The sequence below is a fragment of the Amycolatopsis sp. NPDC001319 genome (assembly GCF_042896185.1).
Taxonomy (GTDB): Bacteria; Actinomycetota; Actinomycetes; order Mycobacteriales; family Pseudonocardiaceae; genus Amycolatopsis.
Map to the genome: position 1 here is coordinate 385,078 of NZ_JBIAWY010000002.1, position 18,546 is coordinate 403,623.

Annotated in this window: 16 protein-coding genes and 1 pseudogene; 7 read left to right on the forward strand and 10 right to left on the reverse strand. The window is 68.0% G+C overall.

Going from position 1 to position 18,546, the window contains the following annotated elements:
* Positions 1 to 534: 534 nt before the first annotated feature.
* Positions 535 to 1,083: a TetR/AcrR family transcriptional regulator gene (locus ACFY1H_RS07570; protein ID WP_386945321.1), complete on the reverse strand. Its 549-nt coding sequence runs from the start codon at positions 1,081 to 1,083 to the stop codon at positions 535 to 537.
* A 63-nt stretch (positions 1,084 to 1,146) separates the two neighbouring features.
* On the opposite strand from ACFY1H_RS07570, the gene ACFY1H_RS07575 reads away from it, so the two are divergent.
* Entirely contained in the window at positions 1,147 to 2,088 is a 942-nt protein-coding gene (locus tag ACFY1H_RS07575) for an SDR family NAD(P)-dependent oxidoreductase (RefSeq protein WP_366576393.1), read from the forward strand.
* A 748-nt stretch (positions 2,089 to 2,836) separates the two neighbouring features.
* Here the strand turns inward: ACFY1H_RS07575 and ACFY1H_RS07580 are convergent.
* Positions 2,837 to 3,895, reverse strand: coding sequence for an IS630 family transposase (locus ACFY1H_RS07580; protein WP_386945323.1), 1,059 nt, complete (start codon positions 3,893 to 3,895; stop codon positions 2,837 to 2,839).
* Between the two features lie 235 nt (positions 3,896 to 4,130).
* On the reverse strand, positions 4,131 to 5,258 hold the full coding sequence (locus tag ACFY1H_RS07585; protein ID WP_386945941.1) for an IS701 family transposase: 1,128 nt from the start codon (positions 5,256 to 5,258) through the stop codon (positions 4,131 to 4,133).
* Positions 5,259 to 5,743: 485 nt separating this feature from the next.
* Here ACFY1H_RS07585 and ACFY1H_RS07590 point away from each other — a divergent pair, with 485 nt between their 5' ends.
* The 3 genes and pseudogenes from ACFY1H_RS07590 (at position 5,744) to ACFY1H_RS07600 (ending at position 9,563) form a co-directional block, all read left to right on the forward strand.
* Complete coding sequence (locus ACFY1H_RS07590; protein ID WP_386945325.1) at positions 5,744 to 8,164, forward strand: glycosyl hydrolase family 18 protein; 2,421 nt, start codon at positions 5,744 to 5,746, stop codon at positions 8,162 to 8,164.
* A 201-nt stretch (positions 8,165 to 8,365) separates the two neighbouring features.
* Positions 8,366 to 9,018, forward strand: a pseudogene (locus ACFY1H_RS07595) (IS5 family transposase); the annotation flags it as partial.
* Between the two features lie 23 nt (positions 9,019 to 9,041).
* Positions 9,042 to 9,563, forward strand: a complete 522-nt coding sequence (locus ACFY1H_RS07600; protein ID WP_386945327.1) for a hypothetical protein — start codon at positions 9,042 to 9,044, stop codon at positions 9,561 to 9,563.
* 292 nt (positions 9,564 to 9,855) lie between these two features.
* On the opposite strand, the gene ACFY1H_RS07605 is transcribed toward ACFY1H_RS07600, so the two are convergent.
* On the reverse strand, positions 9,856 to 10,020 hold the full coding sequence (locus ACFY1H_RS07605; RefSeq protein WP_366576385.1) for a hypothetical protein: 165 nt from the start codon (positions 10,018 to 10,020) through the stop codon (positions 9,856 to 9,858).
* A 367-nt stretch (positions 10,021 to 10,387) separates the two neighbouring features.
* On the opposite strand from ACFY1H_RS07605, the gene ACFY1H_RS07610 reads away from it, so the two are divergent.
* Positions 10,388 to 11,761 (forward strand): MFS transporter, encoded by a 1,374-nt coding sequence (locus tag ACFY1H_RS07610; protein WP_366576988.1) that lies wholly within the window; start codon positions 10,388 to 10,390, stop codon positions 11,759 to 11,761.
* A gap of 41 nt (positions 11,762 to 11,802) precedes the next feature.
* Here ACFY1H_RS07610 and ACFY1H_RS07615 read toward each other — a convergent pair whose 3' ends face one another.
* From ACFY1H_RS07615 to mobF, 4 genes are all read right to left on the reverse strand, one after another.
* The gene (locus tag ACFY1H_RS07615; RefSeq protein WP_386945330.1) at positions 11,803 to 12,009 is read right to left on the reverse strand and encodes a hypothetical protein; all 207 of its coding nucleotides are present in this window, start codon (positions 12,007 to 12,009) and stop codon (positions 11,803 to 11,805) included.
* A 434-nt stretch (positions 12,010 to 12,443) separates the two neighbouring features.
* Complete coding sequence (locus ACFY1H_RS07620; protein WP_386945332.1) at positions 12,444 to 12,719, reverse strand: hypothetical protein; 276 nt, start codon at positions 12,717 to 12,719, stop codon at positions 12,444 to 12,446.
* Positions 12,720 to 12,750: 31 nt separating this feature from the next.
* Positions 12,751 to 12,882 (reverse strand): hypothetical protein, encoded by a 132-nt coding sequence (locus ACFY1H_RS07625; RefSeq protein ID WP_366576379.1) that lies wholly within the window; start codon positions 12,880 to 12,882, stop codon positions 12,751 to 12,753.
* A gap of 38 nt (positions 12,883 to 12,920) precedes the next feature.
* A complete protein-coding gene (gene mobF / locus ACFY1H_RS07630; protein ID WP_386945334.1) occupies positions 12,921 to 13,922 on the reverse strand; it encodes a MobF family relaxase in 1,002 nt (333 codons plus the stop codon).
* A 23-nt stretch (positions 13,923 to 13,945) separates the two neighbouring features.
* Here mobF and ACFY1H_RS07635 point away from each other — a divergent pair, with 23 nt between their 5' ends.
* Positions 13,946 to 14,755, forward strand: a complete 810-nt coding sequence (locus ACFY1H_RS07635) for a CU044_5270 family protein (protein ID WP_366576376.1) — start codon at positions 13,946 to 13,948, stop codon at positions 14,753 to 14,755.
* A gap of 4 nt (positions 14,756 to 14,759) precedes the next feature.
* On the opposite strand, the gene ACFY1H_RS07640 is transcribed toward ACFY1H_RS07635, so the two are convergent.
* A complete protein-coding gene (locus ACFY1H_RS07640) occupies positions 14,760 to 15,530 on the reverse strand; it encodes an enoyl-CoA hydratase/isomerase family protein (protein ID WP_386945337.1) in 771 nt (256 codons plus the stop codon).
* On the reverse strand, positions 15,527 to 16,438 hold the full coding sequence (locus ACFY1H_RS07645) for a PaaX family transcriptional regulator C-terminal domain-containing protein (protein ID WP_366576373.1): 912 nt from the start codon (positions 16,436 to 16,438) through the stop codon (positions 15,527 to 15,529). Before ACFY1H_RS07645 ends, ACFY1H_RS07640 begins: the two co-directional genes overlap by 4 nt.
* Positions 16,439 to 16,570: 132 nt before the next feature.
* Here ACFY1H_RS07645 and ACFY1H_RS07650 point away from each other — a divergent pair, with 132 nt between their 5' ends.
* Positions 16,571 to 18,208, forward strand: a complete 1,638-nt coding sequence (locus ACFY1H_RS07650) for an ABC-F family ATP-binding cassette domain-containing protein (protein WP_386945339.1) — start codon at positions 16,571 to 16,573, stop codon at positions 18,206 to 18,208.
* The last annotated feature ends 338 nt before the right edge of the window (positions 18,209 to 18,546 follow it).

An 18,546-nucleotide genomic window follows, 5' to 3' on the forward strand; every position in this document is an offset into this window, starting at 1 on the left:
CTCGCGCATTCACTCGACTGGCCCGCTACAGGCAAGGTCCGCTGCCGGCCCCTTGTCGCGCAGTGGCGACCCATTTTGAATCCAGCCCGGAAATGGCCTCTGACCTGCACGGAAGCTGACCTATGGGCTGTGTGGACCGGGCATAGACCGTGCCAGGCCGTGAGTATGCCCGCTGTCCGGTCTTGACCGCGCGAGGTGCGTGACTGATCTCAGCCGCCGCCGAACCTCCATGCACCACGGGAGAGGACCGGACTCACGTCCTGATGAACGCGTCCGCGACCACGGGCGCGGCTTGGTCGAGCCAGGTGTTCAGCGTCTGAGTTCAAGATCGCGGCTGCTTCTTTGAAACTAGACCCACGCCCTCGATCGCGTTCGATTCATCGGCCTCGCGCTTTGCGTGACAGGTTGTTCGTCTCGGGGTAAAGCCCAGCCTTCCGCAATGTGGCGACACCTGTGCGCAGTCGACCGGCTAGGTCGACTTCTATCGTCCGTGTGCCAGTCGATGTTCCTGATCGACGCTGTGCCCGCGAGCCGTTAGTGGACGAGGAGGCCGATCGCGGTCGTCATGCGGCCGAGATACGCCTCCCGGGTCGCCACCTGGTGCTTCAACCCGACCGAGGCGCTGATCAAGGTCTGCGCGACGCCGGCTGCCGACTCCCCGCCCACCGCGGCGACGACGAGTTCTTCGAAACGCTTCGGGGCCGTGTGGGTGATCGGCCCGAGCAGGTCCGGGTTCTGAGCGATGACGTCCGGGATGTCGCGGCTCATCGGTCCGACGTAGCGGCCAGCCCACCGGTCGAACGCGCCGACCAGCCGCTCCCGCAACGGCTTTCCGGCCTCGGCGAGGATCTCCTCTGCCGCAGCGAGGTCCCGCTGAAGCGCCCGGGTGACCGCCGCGCGGAACAGGTCCTGTTTGGACGCGAACAGGAAGTACAGCCCCGGCCGGGAGATCCGGGCCGTGCGCGCGACTTCCTCCATGGAGGTCTTCTGGTACCCGTGCCGGGCGAACGTCAGCAGCGCCGACTCGAGCACCGTGTCACGGCGACTGGCCTCGGTGGCGTCGTGAGCTTCGGAAACGGCCATGCGGCAACTCTACGGGTCCCAATCTGACTATACAAGTTCTGTTTAGTCTGTATAGTTCGCGGCATGACCGCGCGAAAGCTCATCACCACGCCGTTCACCGCCACCAGCACCGCGGACGAAGTGCTGGCGGGCGTCGACCTCACCGGCGTCCGCGCGATCGTCACCGGGGCGTCTTCCGGCATCGGCGCGGAAACTGCTCGCGCGCTGGCCGCGGCGGGAGCCGAGGTGACCCTGGCGGTCCGGAACGCGGCCGCGGCGGTCCTGGGGCCACGTTCGCGTGTCGCCCGGATCGACCTCGCCGACCAGATGTCCGTCCGCCAGTTCGCGCAGGAGTGGGACGGGCCGTTGCACCTCCTGGTGAACAACGCGGGCATCGTCACCGGCGGACCGGCCTACACCGCGCAGGGCTGGGAACTGCAGTTCGCAACGAACCACCTCGGGCACTTCGCCCTGGCCACCGGCCTGCACGCGGCACTCGCCCGCGGCGCCGCAGACCGCGGCGAGGCGCGGATCGTCTCGGTCAGTTCGACGGCGCACATGCGCGCCGGCGTCGACTTCGCAGACCTGCACTTCACACGCCGCGCATACGACCCTCAGATCGCTTACGCCCAATCGAAAACGGCGAACTCGCTGTTTGCGGTGGAAGCAACCCGCCGCTGGACGGCCGACGGGATCTTCGCGAACACCGTCAACCCCGGTGGCGTCGCCACCGGACTGCAGCGGAACTTCACCCCAGCCCAGAAGGAATCCCTCGCCGCGGCCGAAGCCGCGGGCATCTTCACTTACAAGACGGTCGAACAGGGAGCAGCGACGAGCGTCGTCGCTGCGGTCGCCCCGCAGTTCGCCCACACCGGCGGCCACTACCTCGACGACGCGCAAGAGGCCTACACGGTGCCGGACGACGCCGAACTCGCCGACCACCCGCACGGGGTAAAGGAATGGGCCCTCGACCCGGCGACCGCGGAGCGCCTCTGGAGGGTGTCGGCGGACCTGACCCGGGGCTGACCGCGGTCAGCCCGCAGCACCGACATCGTCCACCACGAGGTGAGCAGTGCCCGAAGGAGGCGTTGCTCGCGGTCGGTGCCACCCGGCCGTCGATGACGTGCGAGCAGCCCGTCAGCAGAACGAGCAGGCCTGCGACGATCCCGGCCAGCGCACGCGATTCTCCCCTGGGGGCCGGACTCAAGATCGCCGAACCGAGGGCGGGCGTTACGGCGACCGACGGAAAGAGGCACGGACCCCGCCGGATCCGTACTGTCTCCCCGATCACAACCTCAGCTCGACAAGTGACGCTGCCCTGACACAACACAGCGGTGCGCCTGCCTGATCGTGGAACTCGATCGCTACACCGCGGTCACTTGACCCCCAGGACTCAGACACTCCCCTGACGTGCGAAAACGGCGAAACTTGATGAAGCCCTTGTCGCTCGCGCCCTGCTGTTTTTCCGCCGTCGCTCGACTCGCTGTCCCCGAGTTGTCCCCACGTTTACCTTGTGCCTGATGTCTTGCAGTGCGCCACCTTGTTGAGTCGCCGCGACCGTGCTGGTCTCCACGCGAGGCCGGTTCGAGGCATGCAGCTGCGCGGTGCGTAAGGGCCCGCCGCATCGACTGTTCGCGCGTTGTGACACCAAGTCTTGTTGGTCACGGTCGCGACTCGACGTCCGGGACTGGCGGTCGGCCGCCGATTCGTCGCCAACGATTCCCCCCGAGGTCGCGGAATGTGATCTCTAGTGTCGTGAGTCGTTAATTAGTTGTCAGTATGCGGAGAGGGTTTCCAGGATCTGGTCGGCTGGCTTGGTCCAGGCGAACGGTTTCGGGTCGGCGTTCCATTCGTTGATCCAGCACCGGACGTCGCGTTCGAGTTCGGTGACGCTGCGATGGGCTGAGCGGCGCAGCTTGCGGTTGGTCAGTTCGGCGAACCATCGTTCGACCAGGTTCAGCCAGGAACTGCTGGTCGGTGTGAAGTGCAGGTGGAACCGCGGGTGCCGGATCAGCCATTCCTTGACCTTGGGTGTCTTGTGGGTGGCGTAGTTGTCCAGCACCAGATGCAGGTTCAGGTCTTTCGGGACCGCGGCATCGATCAGCTTCAGGAACCGCAGGAACTCCTGATGGCGATGTCGACGGTAGTGCTGTGCGATCACCGAGCCGCTGGAGATGTCGAAGGCGGCGAACAGGCTGGTGGTGCCGTGCCGGACGTAGTCGTGGGTCATCCGTGCCGGGGTGGGGGGCATGATCGGCAGAATCGGTGCGGTGCGATCGATCGCCTGCATCTGGGATTTCTCGTCGACCGCGAGGACCAGCGCGTTCTCGGGTGGGCTCATGTAGAGGCCGACGACATCGCGGACCTTGTCCACGAATTGCGGGTCTGTGGACAGTTTCCAGGTCTCGATCGCGTGCGGTTTGAGCCCGAATGCCCGCCAGATCCGCGAGATCGCTGACTGCGACATCCCCGTGGCCGAGGCCATCGAGCGAGTCGACCAGTGCGTGTCCTGGCCCGGCGTTTCCTCCAGCGTCTTGGTGATCACCACGTCCACCCGCTCGTCAGTGATCAGGCGCGGCCGGCCAGGGCGAGGCTCATCCGACAAACCCTCCAGCCGGTCTTCGGCAAACCGCGACCGCCATTTCGACACCGTGTTCCGTGAGACACCCACATCCCCGGCGACCTCGCCGATCGACCCGCCCTCGGCGCAGCGCAACACAATCCGGGCTCGCAACGCCAGCGCCTGCGCGGTCTTGCGGCGACGCGCCCACCCGGTCAACACCGACCGTTCCTCATCAGAGAGCACCACGGGGTCAAGCTTCGGGCTCGGCATCACCACACCCTACAGCTGCCCACGAACTACCGACTCAGGACACTAGTTACCCCGAACTAGTACTGCAACGGCAGTTAGGTGAGTGGGTAGCCGCGTCGTTTGTAGTGGCTGAGCCGTGCTTGGTGTTGTCGTCGGCGGCGGAAGCGGGACCATGCCCAGATGTGGTCGGCGGCGTTGGTGACGCGCAAGACCAGCTTGGTGAGCAGGCGCCGGATTTCCGGTATCGTGAATCCGATCATGCCTGGCTCGGTGGTACCGGTTCCCCTTTTATGGCAAGGGATCGGGAGACGGCGAGCCAGGCGTGGGCGAGCATGGACAGGGTGATGTGGGCATACCAGGCCCGCCAGGACCGGACCTGGTAGTGATCGAGTCCGGCTTCGTTCTTGGCCTGCTGGAAGCATTCCTCGATCCGCCAGCGGGTGCCGGCGATCCAGGCCAGGTCCAGCAGCGTCGAGCGGCGGGGTCCATAGCAGACGTAGTAGGCGATCTCGGACGGATCCGAGAGTGAGCGGCGGGCGAGCAGCCAGTGTCCGCGCCCGGGCGGCCAGCCGATCCGGATCGGCACTCGCGCCCAGTCGTACTCGCGCGGCCCGTGCGCCCCGGCCCCGACCGACAGCCTCCGCCACGCCCGGGCAGGCAGGCTAGCGATCAGCTGGTCGGCTCTGGCTTCGCGACCGCCGGTGGTGACCAGGGTGTCGTTGACCTTGGTGGCCAGCACGTGTGCGGCGTCGTGTGCTTCCAGCCACAACCGCAGGTATTTGACCTGACCGTAGGCTTCGTCAGCGGTGATCCACCCGAAGGGCACCTTTGTGGCGAACGCCCGCGCCAGCATCGCCATGGCCTGGCGCGGCTTGGTCTCGAACCCGGTCCCTTCCGGGATCCCCGCCCGCCGGCACCGGGCGGGGTCGGCGATCCAGGGCTCGGGCAGATACAGCTCGCGGTCGATCAGCGCATGCCCACGCTCGGAGGCATAGGCCAGGAACGTACCGATCTGACAGTTCTCGATCCGCCCGGCAGTGCCCGAATACTGCCGCTGCACCCCGGCCGACATCGTGCCTTTCTTCAGGAACCCGGTGTCGTCCACGATCAGCACCCCACCCGGCTCACCCAGATGCTCGACCACGTAGTCGCGAACGTCGTCACGAACACCGTCGATGTCCCAGTCCGCCCAGCGCAGCAACCGCTGCATCCCATCCGGCGACACCTCACCGGCCTGCTCGGCCAGCGTCCATCCGTTCGTCCGCTCCAAACCCGCGACCAGCCCGGACACATACTCCCGCGCACGATTACGCGGCTCAGAACGCGCGAACCGGCCCCGCTCATGCACCCGGTCCAGCTGATCCATCGCCACATCGACCACCACCACGATGATCTACCACAACACCACCAACTGCCGTTGCAGTATAAGCCTGGAACCCGCTGGCCAGAGTGATATGGATCTGCGATCGCCCAGCCAATGCGTGGTCTGTTACACGTGATCTCGCAGCTCGCCCGCACTGCGGGCAGCCGATCTCTACCGCTCAGCGTTGGCCTCGTTCCGATGTCCCCCAACGGCCTAACAGTCAGCCAGCCGGGTTTGGACACCGTGCGGGAAACCGGCGCCGGTCATGCTCGTATCTCTCGGCCCTCGGAAATGCGGAGTCGTCCAAAACGGGCGTGACGCAGCACTCAGCTCCAACGGGCAATGTTGCCGGACTACCGGACCACAGCTTGATCGTTGTTACGGCCACGATCGATCACCCGGCCCTACTATTCACCCCGCTCGCTGGTCCCAACCACATGCTCACAACGAAAGGTTCTCTCATGCGCTCTTCGAGAAGGGGTAGAAGACCCCTACGGAAACTGCTGGTGGTGCTGGTCGCCTGCCTAAGCCTCGACGCCGCCGTACCGGCCATTGCGCACGCCCAGGCGGCGACACCGAGCCAGGCACCGGCCCATGCGCCGGCGAAGTCTCGCGTCACGAACGCCGATCACTATCCGTCGCGCGCGGCCGCGCTCACCGCATACTGGACGCCGCAGCGGGAGAAGAAGGTGTTGGCCGCCCACCCCGACGTCGTGCAGGGCCTTCTGTCGGCCAAGGCCACGAACCCACAGGCCAGGAAGTTCCTGGCGGATGTGCCGAGCGGGACGACAGTGAAGAGTGCCGCCGTTCAAGTCCCGGCCCAGGAAGGCGATGACGATCTATTCGCGGGCCTGAGGTCAAAGATCGGTCTTCTGCTGTTCGAGGACAGCGCCGGAAACGCAAACATCTGCACGGCATTCTCGATCAGCCCGGGCCAGAACGCCGGCCTCATCCAGACCGCCGCCCATTGCGTCAAGGACGCACACGGCTGGTCCCAGAACACCTTCTTCATCCCCGAATACGGCGTTTCCTGGGACGCGGTGAACAACGTGCCCACAGGTCCGTGGGGTGGCTTCGCCGGTGACGGGATGTGGTCGGGCCTCAACGACGCCGAGATCGCGCAGCAGAACATCGACATCTCACGCGACTTCGCCTTCATCAACATCGACCCGAATCCCGCCGGCCAGCGCCTCGTGGACGCCGTCGGAGCCCTCGCCACGATGCGCCCGAACAACGTGGAAGACGAGTTCGTCGCCGATGTGTTCGGCTACCAGAGCGGGGACGCGGGACAGCCCGGGCTGACGGAGTGCACCGACCCCGGCGCGGAAAAGGTCACCACGAACGGCCTTGAGACCTGGCTCTCGTCGTTTTGCGTCGGCAGCCCGGGTAACAGTGGAGGCCCGATCTTCGTCTGCGTGCAAACGTGTGACAACACCTTCCAGACGCCGTTCGTCGTGGGCAACACCGCCTGGTCCAATGGCCAAAGCATCACCTCCGGCCCCATGTACAACGGCGCTGTGCTGGCGATGTGGGAGTTCGCTCAGGGCGGTCTCGCGGTTCCGGACCCCAACAATCCGCCCACCGTGCCCACCGACCCCGATCATGACGAGCTGCTGGCCATCCCCTCGTCCGCGGACAGCGCTCCCCAGCCGGCGTCACGCACTGCGTACTACACCAGCTGGTCGATCTACGCCAACAACTTCCCGCTCAAAGACCTCGACACGCGAGGTGCCGCCGGGAAGCTGACCACGCTGAACTATGCGTTCGAAAACATCGACCCGGTCAACCTCACGTGTTTCGCGGCGAACAAGGCCGGCTCGTCGGACGAGAGCGACACGACCGGCAACGACGGCGCCTCTGACGCCTGGGCCGACTACCAGGTCGGGTTCAACGCCGACAATAGCGTCGACGGCTCCACCGACGCCTGGGACCAGCCGTTGAAGGGCAACTTCAACCAGCTCAAGCAACTCAAGGCGAAGCACCCGAACCTGAAAGTGCTGCTCTCGCTGGGCGGCTGGACGTACTCGAAGTACTTCTCCGACGTGGCGGCCACCGACGCCTCGCGCAAGAAGTTCGTGAGCTCGTGCATCGACCTCTACATCAAGGGCAACCTGCCGGTGCTCGACGGCAGCCCGGCCGGCGGCCAAGGTGCCGCCGCGGGGATCTTCGACGGGTTCGACATCGACTGGGAGTTCCCAGCCAGCGGCGACGGCCACGCGGGCAACCACTTCAGCGACGCGGACACGGCCAACTACGCCGCGCTGCTCCAGGAGTTCCGTACGCAGCTCGACGCCCTGGGCGGCAAGCACTACAGCATCACCGCCGCCCTGCCCGCCGGGCCGACCGACATCGCCAAGCTGCCGCTGCCCCAGCTCTCGGGCGTGCTCGACATGGCCGACGTGATGACGTATGACATGCACGGTGCCTGGGAAGGCACCGGGCCGACCAACTTCAACGCGCCGCTGACCAACGCGCAAGGCAACCCGGCCTTCGCGCAAGGACTGGACGTTTCCGACACCGTGTACCGCTACGTCACCCTCGGCGGCTTCCCGGCGTCGAAACTGTCCATCGGCATCCCGTTCTACGCGCGCGGCTGGTCCGGCGTCCCCGACGGCGGTCAACACGGCCTCTACCAACCGGCCACCGCCCCGTCACCGGCCTTCCCGCTCTCCCAGCAACCGGGCGTCGCCTTCTACAAGGAGCTCAAGGACGCCGGTAAGCTCAACGGCTACTGGATGGACGGGGCTTCCAAGAGCACCTGGGCCTACGACGGCACCAACTGGTGGAGCGTCGAAACTCCGCAATCGATCTCCTACAAACTCCAGTTCGTCCACGACCAGAACCTCGGGGGCGTGATGATGTTCTCCCTGGAAGGGGACGACGCGAACAGCAGCCTGCTGAACGCTTCGGTGGGTATCACGCAGTAGCAACGGATTACGCCCTGTCCTGCCCCGGTTTTTGAGGCAGGACAGGGCTTCTCATTTCGCTGTGATCGACGAGCTGGGCGTCCCGGTAGCACTCGCCGATAAAACAACACTCAAGAGCGTGCCTCGTATGGATCTTGTGGCTGGTGGTACATGATCGTGTGCCGTGGTCGATGCGTTGTCCCGGCGGTTGGTGCCGGACGAGGGTGCGCGTGGCGAATGCTGCCACCGTCGTTCGGGGTCACGGTGCCGACCGCGCATCGCCGGTTCACCGAATGGACCAAAGCCGGTCTATGGCCCCGGCTGCACCGGGCTGTCCTGGACGAACTGGGTAGTCAAGGCGAGATCGACTGGTCCCGGGCAGTCCTGGACGGAGCATCGGTGCGCGCGAAAAAAGGGGACCCATGACCGGCCCAACCCGGTCGACCGCGGCAAGCCCCGAATCGAAGACCCATGTTCTGTCCGACCGCGCCGGCCTGCCCCTGGCGGGCGCGGTACTCGCCGCCAACACCCACGACTCCTCCGCCCTCACACCTCTGGTCATGGCGATCCCGTCGATCAGGTCCCGGCGCGGACCCCGCCGCCGCAAACCCGGCAAGCTGCACGCCGACAAGGCCTACGACCAGGCCGACCCGCGGGACCGGGTCCGCGACCGCGGCATCGCCGCGCGCATCGCCCGCACAGGCATCGAGACCAGCAAGAAACTCGGCAAACACCGCTGGGCCATCGAACGATCCATCGCCTGGCTCTTCGGCTACCACCGACTGACCATCCGATATGACCGCCACGCCAACCACTTCCGCGCCTTCCTCACCCTCGCTGCCACCCTCACCTGCTACAAGAAACTCACCAAATGAGACACACTCTTAAGATTCCCGCAGTGAACTCGACTGTGACTACCAGCCTCGTGTCGTGGGTCGCGTCTTTGAACGCGCAGGTTCAGGGCGCGGCTGTCTCGGCAACAGCAACGCTGGTCGGCGTCTTGGGGACGGCGTTTGTGGCGGTCGCCGGGTTCAGGCATGCGCGACGGCTGTCCGAAACGAACCTGATTGGCCACCGCCAACAGATCGTCTCCGAGCGGCGATTTGTGGTGTACGAGGACGCGGTCAAGTACCTGCTCAAGCTGGCGCGGCTCCGCCCTGAGAACTACAACTTCTGGCCGGAGATGAGCGACTACCCGCCGGCAGAAACTGAGATCACCGGCGAGGAACACGTCGACATGGAAGCGCGGCTTGTGGCCTGGGCATCGCCTGAGATTCGCGCGCTCTGGAAGGAGATGGAAGAGGCGGATCACGTGGCCGACGTCGCTCGGGACACCGTCCATTTCCTGAAGGGCCGGGCTGCGTATGGCGTACCGAGGGACCCCGTGAGCGCGGAGGAGATCGCTGCGCGCGAGTCCTAGGTCACTGACAGTACGCATGAGGCTGGCCGAAAAGGGACAAAAGTAATTGAAGCTATGCAGGCTAAACTACTCAGCGTGAGTCGCCCTTTGTAGGTCTCCACCTACAAGTGGGTGGCCTCTTGACCATCTCGTCGACCTGGCGTAGCCCGATCACGTCGTGTCGAGGGGGCACTTCCGTCCGGTCTGGAGCCTGCCGGCCGAACTGCCCCTTTGACACGGCGTGATAGCCCTCGGGGAGGTCGGCGAGGTGGCGACAGGTCACTCACGGACGCAACGGGCCTGCGCTTCTCGATCATCTCGGTCGGGTCGTCCCGGCGTCCGCCGCGACCTTCGCCAGGGACATGCCCGGGTAGCCATCTTCGACGAGTCGCCGGATGGTCGCCTTCAGCACCGCGTCGTCGACCTCGCGCGTGCGCAGCCGCCCCGCCGTCGCTCGGCGACCGTTCACCTCGGCCATCCCCGTCCTTCCGTCACCTGGAGGTCGAGTGTAGAAGCCCGGCGGTGCCCGAATGGGATTCAGCCGTTTTCTACGACAAGTCGTGCCTGATTGGGCCCCCACCGTCCGCACCGCCATCACCGCCCTGGGCAGCTACGACCTCACCAACACCGGCGAACTCCGGAACATCAGCGGCTCGTGACCGGGGCGCCCGACCGCGGCCGTGATTGCCGCAGCACGGGCATCTCGATCGTGACGGACGGGCCGGGTGATCACCCACAAGCGGCGCCCGGTCACCGCCGGCAGGATCGCCTCCTCCCCCTCAAGAGCAGAACGGAGTGACCAAAGCCACATGATGGCGATAGTTTTGTGTACTTGGATGCCGTCCATGCCAACGCAGAGGTCCACACCCGGCAATCGCGTCCTCGCAAAGGTCGCCATCCGGGTCATGCCGTTCCTGGCTCTGTTGTACTTCGTCAACTACCTCGACCGTGTGAACACCGGTTTCGCTGGACCGAACGGAATGAACAAGGAACTTGGGCTCACCTCCACCGCGTTCGGGTTCGCATCGGGCATCTTCTTCCTGGGGTACCTGATCCTGGAAGTCCCGAGCAACCTCGCACTGCACCGCTTCGGCGCGCGCCGCTGGCTCGCCCGAATCATGATCACCTGGGGTGTGGTCGCAACCGTGCTGGCCTTCGTACCCAACGCGACAACGCTAATCATCCTGCGGTTCCTACTCGGCGTCGCCGAAGCGGGCTTTTTCCCGGGCATCATCCTGTACCTGACCTACTGGTTCCCAGCAGCACAACGCGCGAAAGCAGTCGCATTGTTCATGGCGGCGATCCCCGTCTCCTCGGCCATCGGCTCGACCGTCTCGAGCCTGCTCATCGCGCACGGCGACGGTGTCTTCGGTCTCACCGGCTGGCGGTTCATGTTCCTCGTGGAGGGCATCCCTGCGATCCTGCTCGCGTTCGCCACCTGGTTCTACCTCACCGACCGGCCGGAGAAGGCCAAGTGGCTCACCGAGGACGAGCGCGCGTGGCTCTCCGACGAGATCGCCGCGGAGCGCCGGGCCACCGAAGCCGAGCACCACTGGCCACTGAAGAAGGCACTCACCCATCCCCGGATCCTGGCGCTCGCGTTCGTGTACTTCGGGATCACTTACGGATTGTTCGCGCTGGGCTTCTTCCTGCCCACCATCGTCTCGGGTTTCGGCGCACAGTTCGGCACGAAGCTCTCGGTGACTCAGTCCGGCCTTGTCACCGCGATCCCGTACGTGATCGCGGCCGTCGTCATGGTGTTCTGGGCGCGGCACGGCGATCGCACCGGCGAGCGGAAATGGCACGTGGCGCTGCCCATGATCCTCGGCGGTGTCGCGATTCCCATCGCGTTGTACCTCGGCAACCCCTACGCCGCGATGGTCGCGGTGACCATCTGCGCCGTCGGCGTCTGCTGCGCGCTGCCGACGTTCTGGACACTTCCGTCGAACTTCCTCTCGGGCACCGCGGCCGCCGGCGGGATCGCGCTCATCAACTCACTCGGCAACATCAGCGGCTTCGCCGCCCCCTATGTCACCGGTTGGCTGCGCGATCTGACCGGCACCCAGCGCGCCGGACTGTGGGTCGTCGGCGCCTGCATGGTCGCCGGGGCCCTGGTCGCCGTCGTATTAGGAGCCAAGCCACGGACTCTCGCCCCGACCGCGTCGAAAAAGTCCCACCCTAGGACAGGGCGAACCGAAGAAGGGGACTTCCACCGGTAGTGGGAGTCCCCTTCCGTTGTTGCTGCGTCGTCGCGACCGGATTAGGCGATTGCTTCGGTGATGTCCAGGCTGGCGCGTAGCCGGGTGTCGACCCATGTGCCGACCGGCGGCGAGACTGTGTTGCCGAAGCCGTCGACCTGGTCGACCGCGGCCAGGTCGTTGAGGCGGAACCGGCGGCGCCGGGTGGCCGGCCGGTGTGTCGCGGTGCGGCTGCGCGCCGACGCCGTGCGGCACTTGCGGGCCGCCATCAGAGGTCGCCTTCCTGGTCTAGAAGCACGGGCAGGCATCCGCAGTCGTCGTCCTCGTCGTGGTGGTAGCCGATGCAGCGGTCATCGGTGCAGCCGCACTCATCGTCGTGCCAATGCTCGGTCTGGAAGTTGCGCCGCGCCCACTCGGCGGGGGTGATGCCGGCGTCGCGGAGCTGTTCGCGGGCTTCGTGGTTGAGGTCCGTGTCGGTGTCCTCTGCGTCAATGGAGAAGGTGTTCGTGGTGGCGGTGGTCGCCTGCCTGCCTCCGACCTGGGTAGAGTCGGGGCCGGTCGGGCCAGCTAGTCCCTGGCCCGACCGTCTTTCCTGGTCAGCGCTGCTCGGTGGCGCCGCAATCGGATTTGCAGCAGACCCAGACCGCCGGGTCCACGTTGGATTTCACGAAGCAGTGGCCGTCGCCGTTGGCGGGGTCGCAGTTCATCGGGCGCACCTCCTCTCGCGGTGGTCGTCGGGCGGGCAGGTCTGCGGGCCGAGTTGCTGGGCGAGGCGGTGGCGCAGCATCACGAGGTGCTCGATGACCTTGTCGAGTTCGGCGAGGGCCCGGGTACCGGCGTGGGCGCGGCCGGCGGCGGACAGGCTCTGCCAGTCACCGAGCGCGGCCCACTGGCCCAGGCGGATCGCGACGCCGGCGTTGAGGGCAGATTGGATGTGCTGAATCCGGCTGATCAGCTCACGGCAGTCGCCGGTGGGCATCGTGTTCGGCGATCGCTGGTCGTGTCGGGGATCAGAGGTAGATGCGGCTGGTGAGGAACGCGGCCGGGTTGTCGGCGCGGCCGACGAAGGCGCGGTCGTCGGAGCTGACGCTGGCCAGCACCCGGGTCTGGGTTTCGCCGGTCGCCTGGCAGCGGTCGAGCACCTTGTGCTTGAGGGCGCCGTAGGCGTCGGCGCTGGCGATTATGTGCAGGTCGCGGGGGACATGTCGCCTATCGCGTCGGCGAACTCCTGTTCAAGCGTCCGCGAGTCGTCCTGCCGTGCCGGCTGCGTCAGCACGGGGATCGGCTTGGACACCGGCACGTCGTCGGTTTCGACGGTCGGCCAATTCGGGCCGTCGGTGTTCGGCCGTGCGATCAGGTTGGTGAGGGCGGCGGCCAGGTCGTCGCGGTTGGCGTGCATGATCGCCAGGAACGCGGCGTCCTCCTCGGCGTCGAGGTAGCGCTCGTCGTTCTGCAGCGTGGCCTGTCGCTGCAGCCGGTCCAGCTCCAGCGAGTTCGGCTCCCGGCGGAACCGCATCTCGAACGCCTCCACTAGCGCGGCGGTCTTCTTTGTCACCGCGCGCCGGCGAAAGCTGAACAGGTCCATCGCCCGCTGGTCCATACCCACGATCTCGCGGGCCGTCCCGTCCGGGCGCGTGGCCACGCGCAGGCCCAGCGACTGCGCCAGGTGCTCCTCGGTCGTGCGCTCCCCGACCGCCGCGGCGGCGCCCCGGAACTTGTGGATCGCCTTCGAGTCCAGCGTGCGCCACTTGCCGTCGGAGCCCTGCACGCGGTTGAGGATCGGGTTGTGGATGTGTAGCTGCGGGTCGTGATTGCTCGAGTCGTGCTGGAAAAACGACGCGATCACCCAGTCATGCGCGTCAAGGAACCGACCGGCGGTGCCGCCGTGGTGCCCGACCCGGGAGTAGCCGGCGTGCTCGGACAGGTAGTCAAGTGCCGCGCGGTTCCCGGCCCAGATCTCGTCCTCGACCGCGTCGCGGTGCGCCCGCCACGACGCCGCCGCCACCCTGGCGTCGTCCCGGCGCCGCGACAGCTCGGCCAGCTCCCCCGGGTCCGCGCTGCCCGCACCGGCCGCCGCCCCGAGCGCAGCGGTGAGACGTTCAGCCGTCCGTTCAGCCTGAACCTGCTGCGCCTCGAACGACGCGTGCAGCACCGTCACCGACTTCTGAACGCTGAACGTCACGTCCAAAAACGGGACGTTCTTGCGTGCGCTTTTGTTCGCCTCCAGCCGCAACTGCTCGCGGCGTTCCCGTCGCGAGCGAGCGCAGCCGCAAGACCGGGAAACGCCTGTGGCAGGCCGGCGCCGCGACAGTGGGGCTCGCCGCGGCCATCACCGCCGTCGTCTCGTTCGCGCCCACCGGCGACGGCCCGCTGACGCCGCCGCGAGCGGCCGCCGACCCCGTGCGCGTGCTGCACGGCGCCGCGGCCGAGGCGCTCAAGCTGCCCGACGCCCCACCGCGGCCCGACCAGTTCGTGTACGTCAAGACCCAGTACGCGTACAGCGACCGCGAAGCCTGGATCTCCGCCGACGGCAAGCACGACGGCTACGTCAAGCAGGACGGCCAGGCCTTCCCGTTGCCGGCGTGCGTCGACGGCAAGTACCGCGTCGAGGGCGCGAACAATCCGGCCGCCAACGGCACCGAAGAGCCGTGTGTCGTGATGCCGGCCTACCGGACCGACCTGCCGACCACCACCGACGCGATGTTCAGCTACCTGAACAAGAACACCAGCGGCGACGCGAACGCCATGGGCAAGGACGTGCAGATGCTCGTCGGCGAGGCCTACCTGCCGCCGCGGACCAAGGCCGCGCTGTTCGACGCCGCCGCGAAGGTGCCGGGCCTGCAGGCCGTGGACCACGTGAGCGACGCGGCGGGCCGCCCGGGCGTCGGCATCACCTGGCCCGGCCACGACGTGACCCTGGTCTTCGACGCGACGACCTACACCTACCTCGGGACCACGCAGGGCGCCGTCGTCGGCTACGGGATCGTCGACCGGGTGGGGCAACTGCCGCGCTGAGGGCTCAGCGGCCGGTGAAGCTCGCCTTGCCGGGTCCGTCGGCGAGGAACGACTTCACCGCGCCGCGCAGGTCCTCGGTGTCGAACAGCTCGGCGGCGATCGAGGTGACGTGGGCGTTGGCCTCGGGCACGCCGCCGTGCTCGAAGTGGGCCAGCACCCGTTTGGTGGCCGCGTGCGCCTGCGTGGGGCCGGCGGCGAGGCGGGCGGTGAACTCGCGCGCCGCGGCGTCGAAGCCCTCGTCGGGCAGCACGCGGTTCACCACGTTCCAGCGTTCGAGCGTCTCGGCCGGGTAGGTGTCGCCGGTGAACACGAACTCCTTGGCCCGCGCCACTCCGGCGCGGGCGGCGAGGCGCTGGGTGCCGCCCATCGTCGGCGTCAGGCCCACCACCTTCTCCACGAGCCCGAACTTCGCGCGCGAAGCGGCCAGCAGCAGGTCGCACGCCACGGCCACCTCGAACGCCCAGGTGAGGCACAGGCCGTGCGCGGCGAACACCGTGGGGAACGGCAGCGCGGCGATGCGGTCGGGCACCCTGAGCAGCTCGTCGAAGAACACCTTCGCCTCGGCCGGCGAGCCCTGGGCGTCGAAGAGCGTGACGTCCACACCGCCGCTGACCACGCGGCCCTCGGCTCGGATGAGCAACGCCCGCGCCGGCCGGGCTTCGAGATCGGTGATGGCTTCGAGCAGGTCGCGTTGCCGCGAAGCGGTGTAGAGGTTGAGCGGCGGGGCGTCGATCGTCAGCACCGCCAGGCCGTCTTCGCGGTCGAGCCGGGTCACGCGTTCTCCTCGTTGTCCAGCAGCTTGTCCCAGTACGCCTGGGCCGTGGGCCGCCATTCCACGTGCTTGCGGTGGAACAGCTCGCTCGCCTTGCGGCCGCTCCACTCGGCGGGCAGCAGCTCGGCCGGCAGCCGCGGGTCGAGGAACGGGAAGCGCCGCCATTCGTGCACCAGCTCGGTCTGCGCGCGCAGGACGGCCGGGTCGCCCGCGGGGCGCAGGCCGGTGAAGCGGTCGATGAAGTCCTCGTAGCGGTCGGTCAGCTCCGAGAGGTCCCACGACCGCTCGACCATGCTCTCCTGCTCGCCGACCTCGCCGTACGCGGCCGTGAACGACATCGCCTGGGCGTCGAGCTGCAGCTCCGCCACGATCTGCTGCGCTTCGTGCTGCCGGCTCGGGTCGGGGCTCACCCACACGCCCGCGACGGGCGAGCCGAACCCGGCCCACGTCAGGCGCGTGCGCAGGCGGTGGCGCAGGTCGCGTTTGGCCTCGGGCACCGACACGATCAGCATCAGCCAGCGGCCTTCCCACGCGACGGCCTCGCGCCCGAACGCGTAGATCCGGTCCGCGCCTTCGGTGAGCAGGCGGCGGCCCGGCGGCGTGAGCGACCAGCGCACGCGCCGCCCGACGCGTTCGGACACCAGCCAGCCCTCGGCGGCGGAGCGCGCGAGGGCCTGGCGCGCCGACTTCTCCTCGATGTCCAGCATGCCCAGCGCTTCGACGAGCATGGACGTCCACACGGGACGGTCGCGGGGCAGCACGTACTCGCCCAGCACGGTCATCAACAGGGACCGGGCACTCGCGTGGCTCACCTCGCGGCGCCTGCTGACCGTCGGCCGCGGCGCCACCGAGCGGGGTTCCCGCTGCTTCGCGCGCTGGCCGAGCGTGACCGACGTGGCGGGTTCCGCCATCGCTTTCACCGACCTCACTGCTCCGTGGTACGTAACCCGCCCAGGCTACCCACGTTCAGTGACGGGGACGACACTCGACACACTGGGAGCGCGTCGTCGGCCGGAAGCGCCACCCGTAGAATCAGCGGGGAAATGAGCGCAACACTCGTCGCGAAGGGCCTGGCCTCCGGCCACGGCGACCGCATCCTGTTCTCCGGCCTCGACCTGGTCGTCGCTCCCGGCGACGTCGTCGGGCTGGTCGGCGTCAACGGCGCCGGCAAGTCCACGCTGCTGCGCACCCTCGCGGGCCTGCAGCCGCCCGAGTCGGGGGAGGTCCGGCTGAATCCGCCGACGGCCACCGTCGGTCACCTCCCGCAGGAGCCCGAGCGGCGGCCGGGGGAGTCGGTGCGGCAGTTCCTCGCGCGCCGCACCGGGGTCGCGAAAGCGCAGCGTGAGCTCGACGCCGCCACCGAAGCGTTGACGGAGGGCTTGGCGGGTGCCGAAGACACGTACGGCACGGCGCTCGACCGCTGGCTCGCCCTCGGCGGCGCCGACCTCGACGACCGCGCGGGCGAGGTGGCGGCGGAGCTGGGGCTGGCCGTCGACCTCGACCAGCCGATGGTCTCGCTCTCCGGTGGGCAGGCCGCGCGCGCCGGGCTCGCGTCGCTGCTGCTGAGCCGGTACGACATCTTCCTGCTCGACGAGCCCACCAACGACCTCGACCTCGACGGCCTCACCCGCCTCGAGCGGTTCGTCACGGGACTGCGCGCCGGCACGGTGCTCGTGAGCCACGACCGCGAGTTCCTCGCGCGCACCGTGGACCGCGTCGTGGAGCTGGATCTCGCGCAGCAGCAGGTGAACACGTTCGGCGGCGGCTACGAGTCCTATTTGGAGGAACGCGCCGTCGCGCGCCGCCACGCGCGCGAGGACTACGAGGAGTACGCCGCCACCCGCTCGGCGCTGGAGGCGCGCGGGCAGATGCAGCGCTCGTGGATGGAGAAGGGCGTCAAGAACGCGCGGCGCAAGCAGACCGACAACGACAAGGTCGGCCGCAAGTTCCGCAGTGAGGCCACGGAGAAGCAGGCGTCGAAGGCGCGCCAGACCGAGCGCATGATCGAGCGCCTGGAGGTGGTGGACGAGCCGCGCAAGGAGTGGGAGCTGCGCATGGAGATCGCGGCGGCCCCGCGCGCGGGTGCGGTCATCGCCACGCTCCGCGGTGCCGTCGTGCACCGCGGGCCGTTCACGCTCGGTCCCGTCGACCTGCAGGTGGACTGGGCGGACAAGGTCGCCATCACGGGCGCCAACGGCGCGGGCAAGTCCACTTTGCTGGCGGCTCTGCTCGGCCGGCTGCCGCTCGACGAGGGCAGCGCCGCGCTCGGATCCGGCGTCGTCGTCGGCGAGGTCGACCAGGCGCGCCGGCTGTTCCTCGACGACGTCCCGCTGGCCGACGCGTTCGCGCGCGAGGTCCCGGAGCTGCCCGACGCCGAGGTCCGCACCCTGCTCGCCAAGTTCGGCCTCAAAGCCGCGCACGTGCTGCGCCCCGCAGCCACGCTCTCCCCGGGCGAGCGCACCCGCGCGGCGCTGGCGTTGCTGCAGGCGCGCGGGGTGAACCTGCTCGTACTCGACGAACCCACCAACCACCTCGACCTGCCCGCGATCGAACAGCTCGAGTCCGCTTTGGACCGCTACCCCGGCACACTGCTGCTCGTCACCCACGACCGCCGCATGCTCGACGCCGTCTCGGTCACCCGGCGCTTCGACGTGGCGGACGGGAAGGTCACCGAGTCCTGACCCGTCAGCCGGCGTCGGCGTCTGGCGGATGCTTACCGGGCTGTGCGAGAACCGACCGCCGCCCGGTCTGCCGTGGTGACCCGTGCCCGGCATGGCAGCGGGTCGGCCGGGCGCGTGCGTGGAGTCCGGTGGCGGCGGCTGGTGAGTTCCCGTTCGGCGGATTCTTGCCGCGCAAGGCGAAACGCCCGGTGTTCCGGTGATCGAGACGAGTCAGCCGGCTGTGGCGTCGACGCTCGGCGGGCGCGTGCCAGACCGACCGCTGCCCGGTCTGCCGTCGTGACCCGTGCCCGGCATGGCAGCGGGTCGGCCGGGCGCCCGTTCGACGGGACCCTTGCCAC

Bases quoted from the DNA above. Each gene is read 5' to 3' on its own strand.
- ACFY1H_RS07570 (WP_386945321.1), bottom strand. From the start codon at position 1,083: ATGGCCGTTTCCGAAGCTCACGACGCCACCGAGGCCAGTCGCCGTGAC.
- ACFY1H_RS07575 (WP_366576393.1), top strand. From the start codon at position 1,147: ATGACCGCGCGAAAGCTCATCACCACGCCGTTCACCGCCACCAGCACC.
- ACFY1H_RS07580 (WP_386945323.1), bottom strand. From the start codon at position 3,895: ATGCCGAGCCCGAAGCTTGACCCCGTGGTGCTCTCTGATGAGGAACGG.
- ACFY1H_RS07605 (WP_366576385.1), bottom strand. From the start codon at position 10,020: ATGGCCGAGGTGAACGGTCGCCGAGCGACGGCGGGGCGGCTGCGCACG.
- ACFY1H_RS07610 (WP_366576988.1), top strand. From the start codon at position 10,388: ATGCCAACGCAGAGGTCCACACCCGGCAATCGCGTCCTCGCAAAGGTC.
- ACFY1H_RS07615 (WP_386945330.1), bottom strand. From the start codon at position 12,009: ATGGCGGCCCGCAAGTGCCGCACGGCGTCGGCGCGCAGCCGCACCGCG.
- ACFY1H_RS07620 (WP_386945332.1), bottom strand. From the start codon at position 12,719: ATGCCCACCGGCGACTGCCGTGAGCTGATCAGCCGGATTCAGCACATC.
- ACFY1H_RS07645 (WP_366576373.1), bottom strand. From the start codon at position 16,438: ATGGCGGAACCCGCCACGTCGGTCACGCTCGGCCAGCGCGCGAAGCAG.
- ACFY1H_RS07650 (WP_386945339.1), top strand. From the start codon at position 16,571: ATGAGCGCAACACTCGTCGCGAAGGGCCTGGCCTCCGGCCACGGCGAC.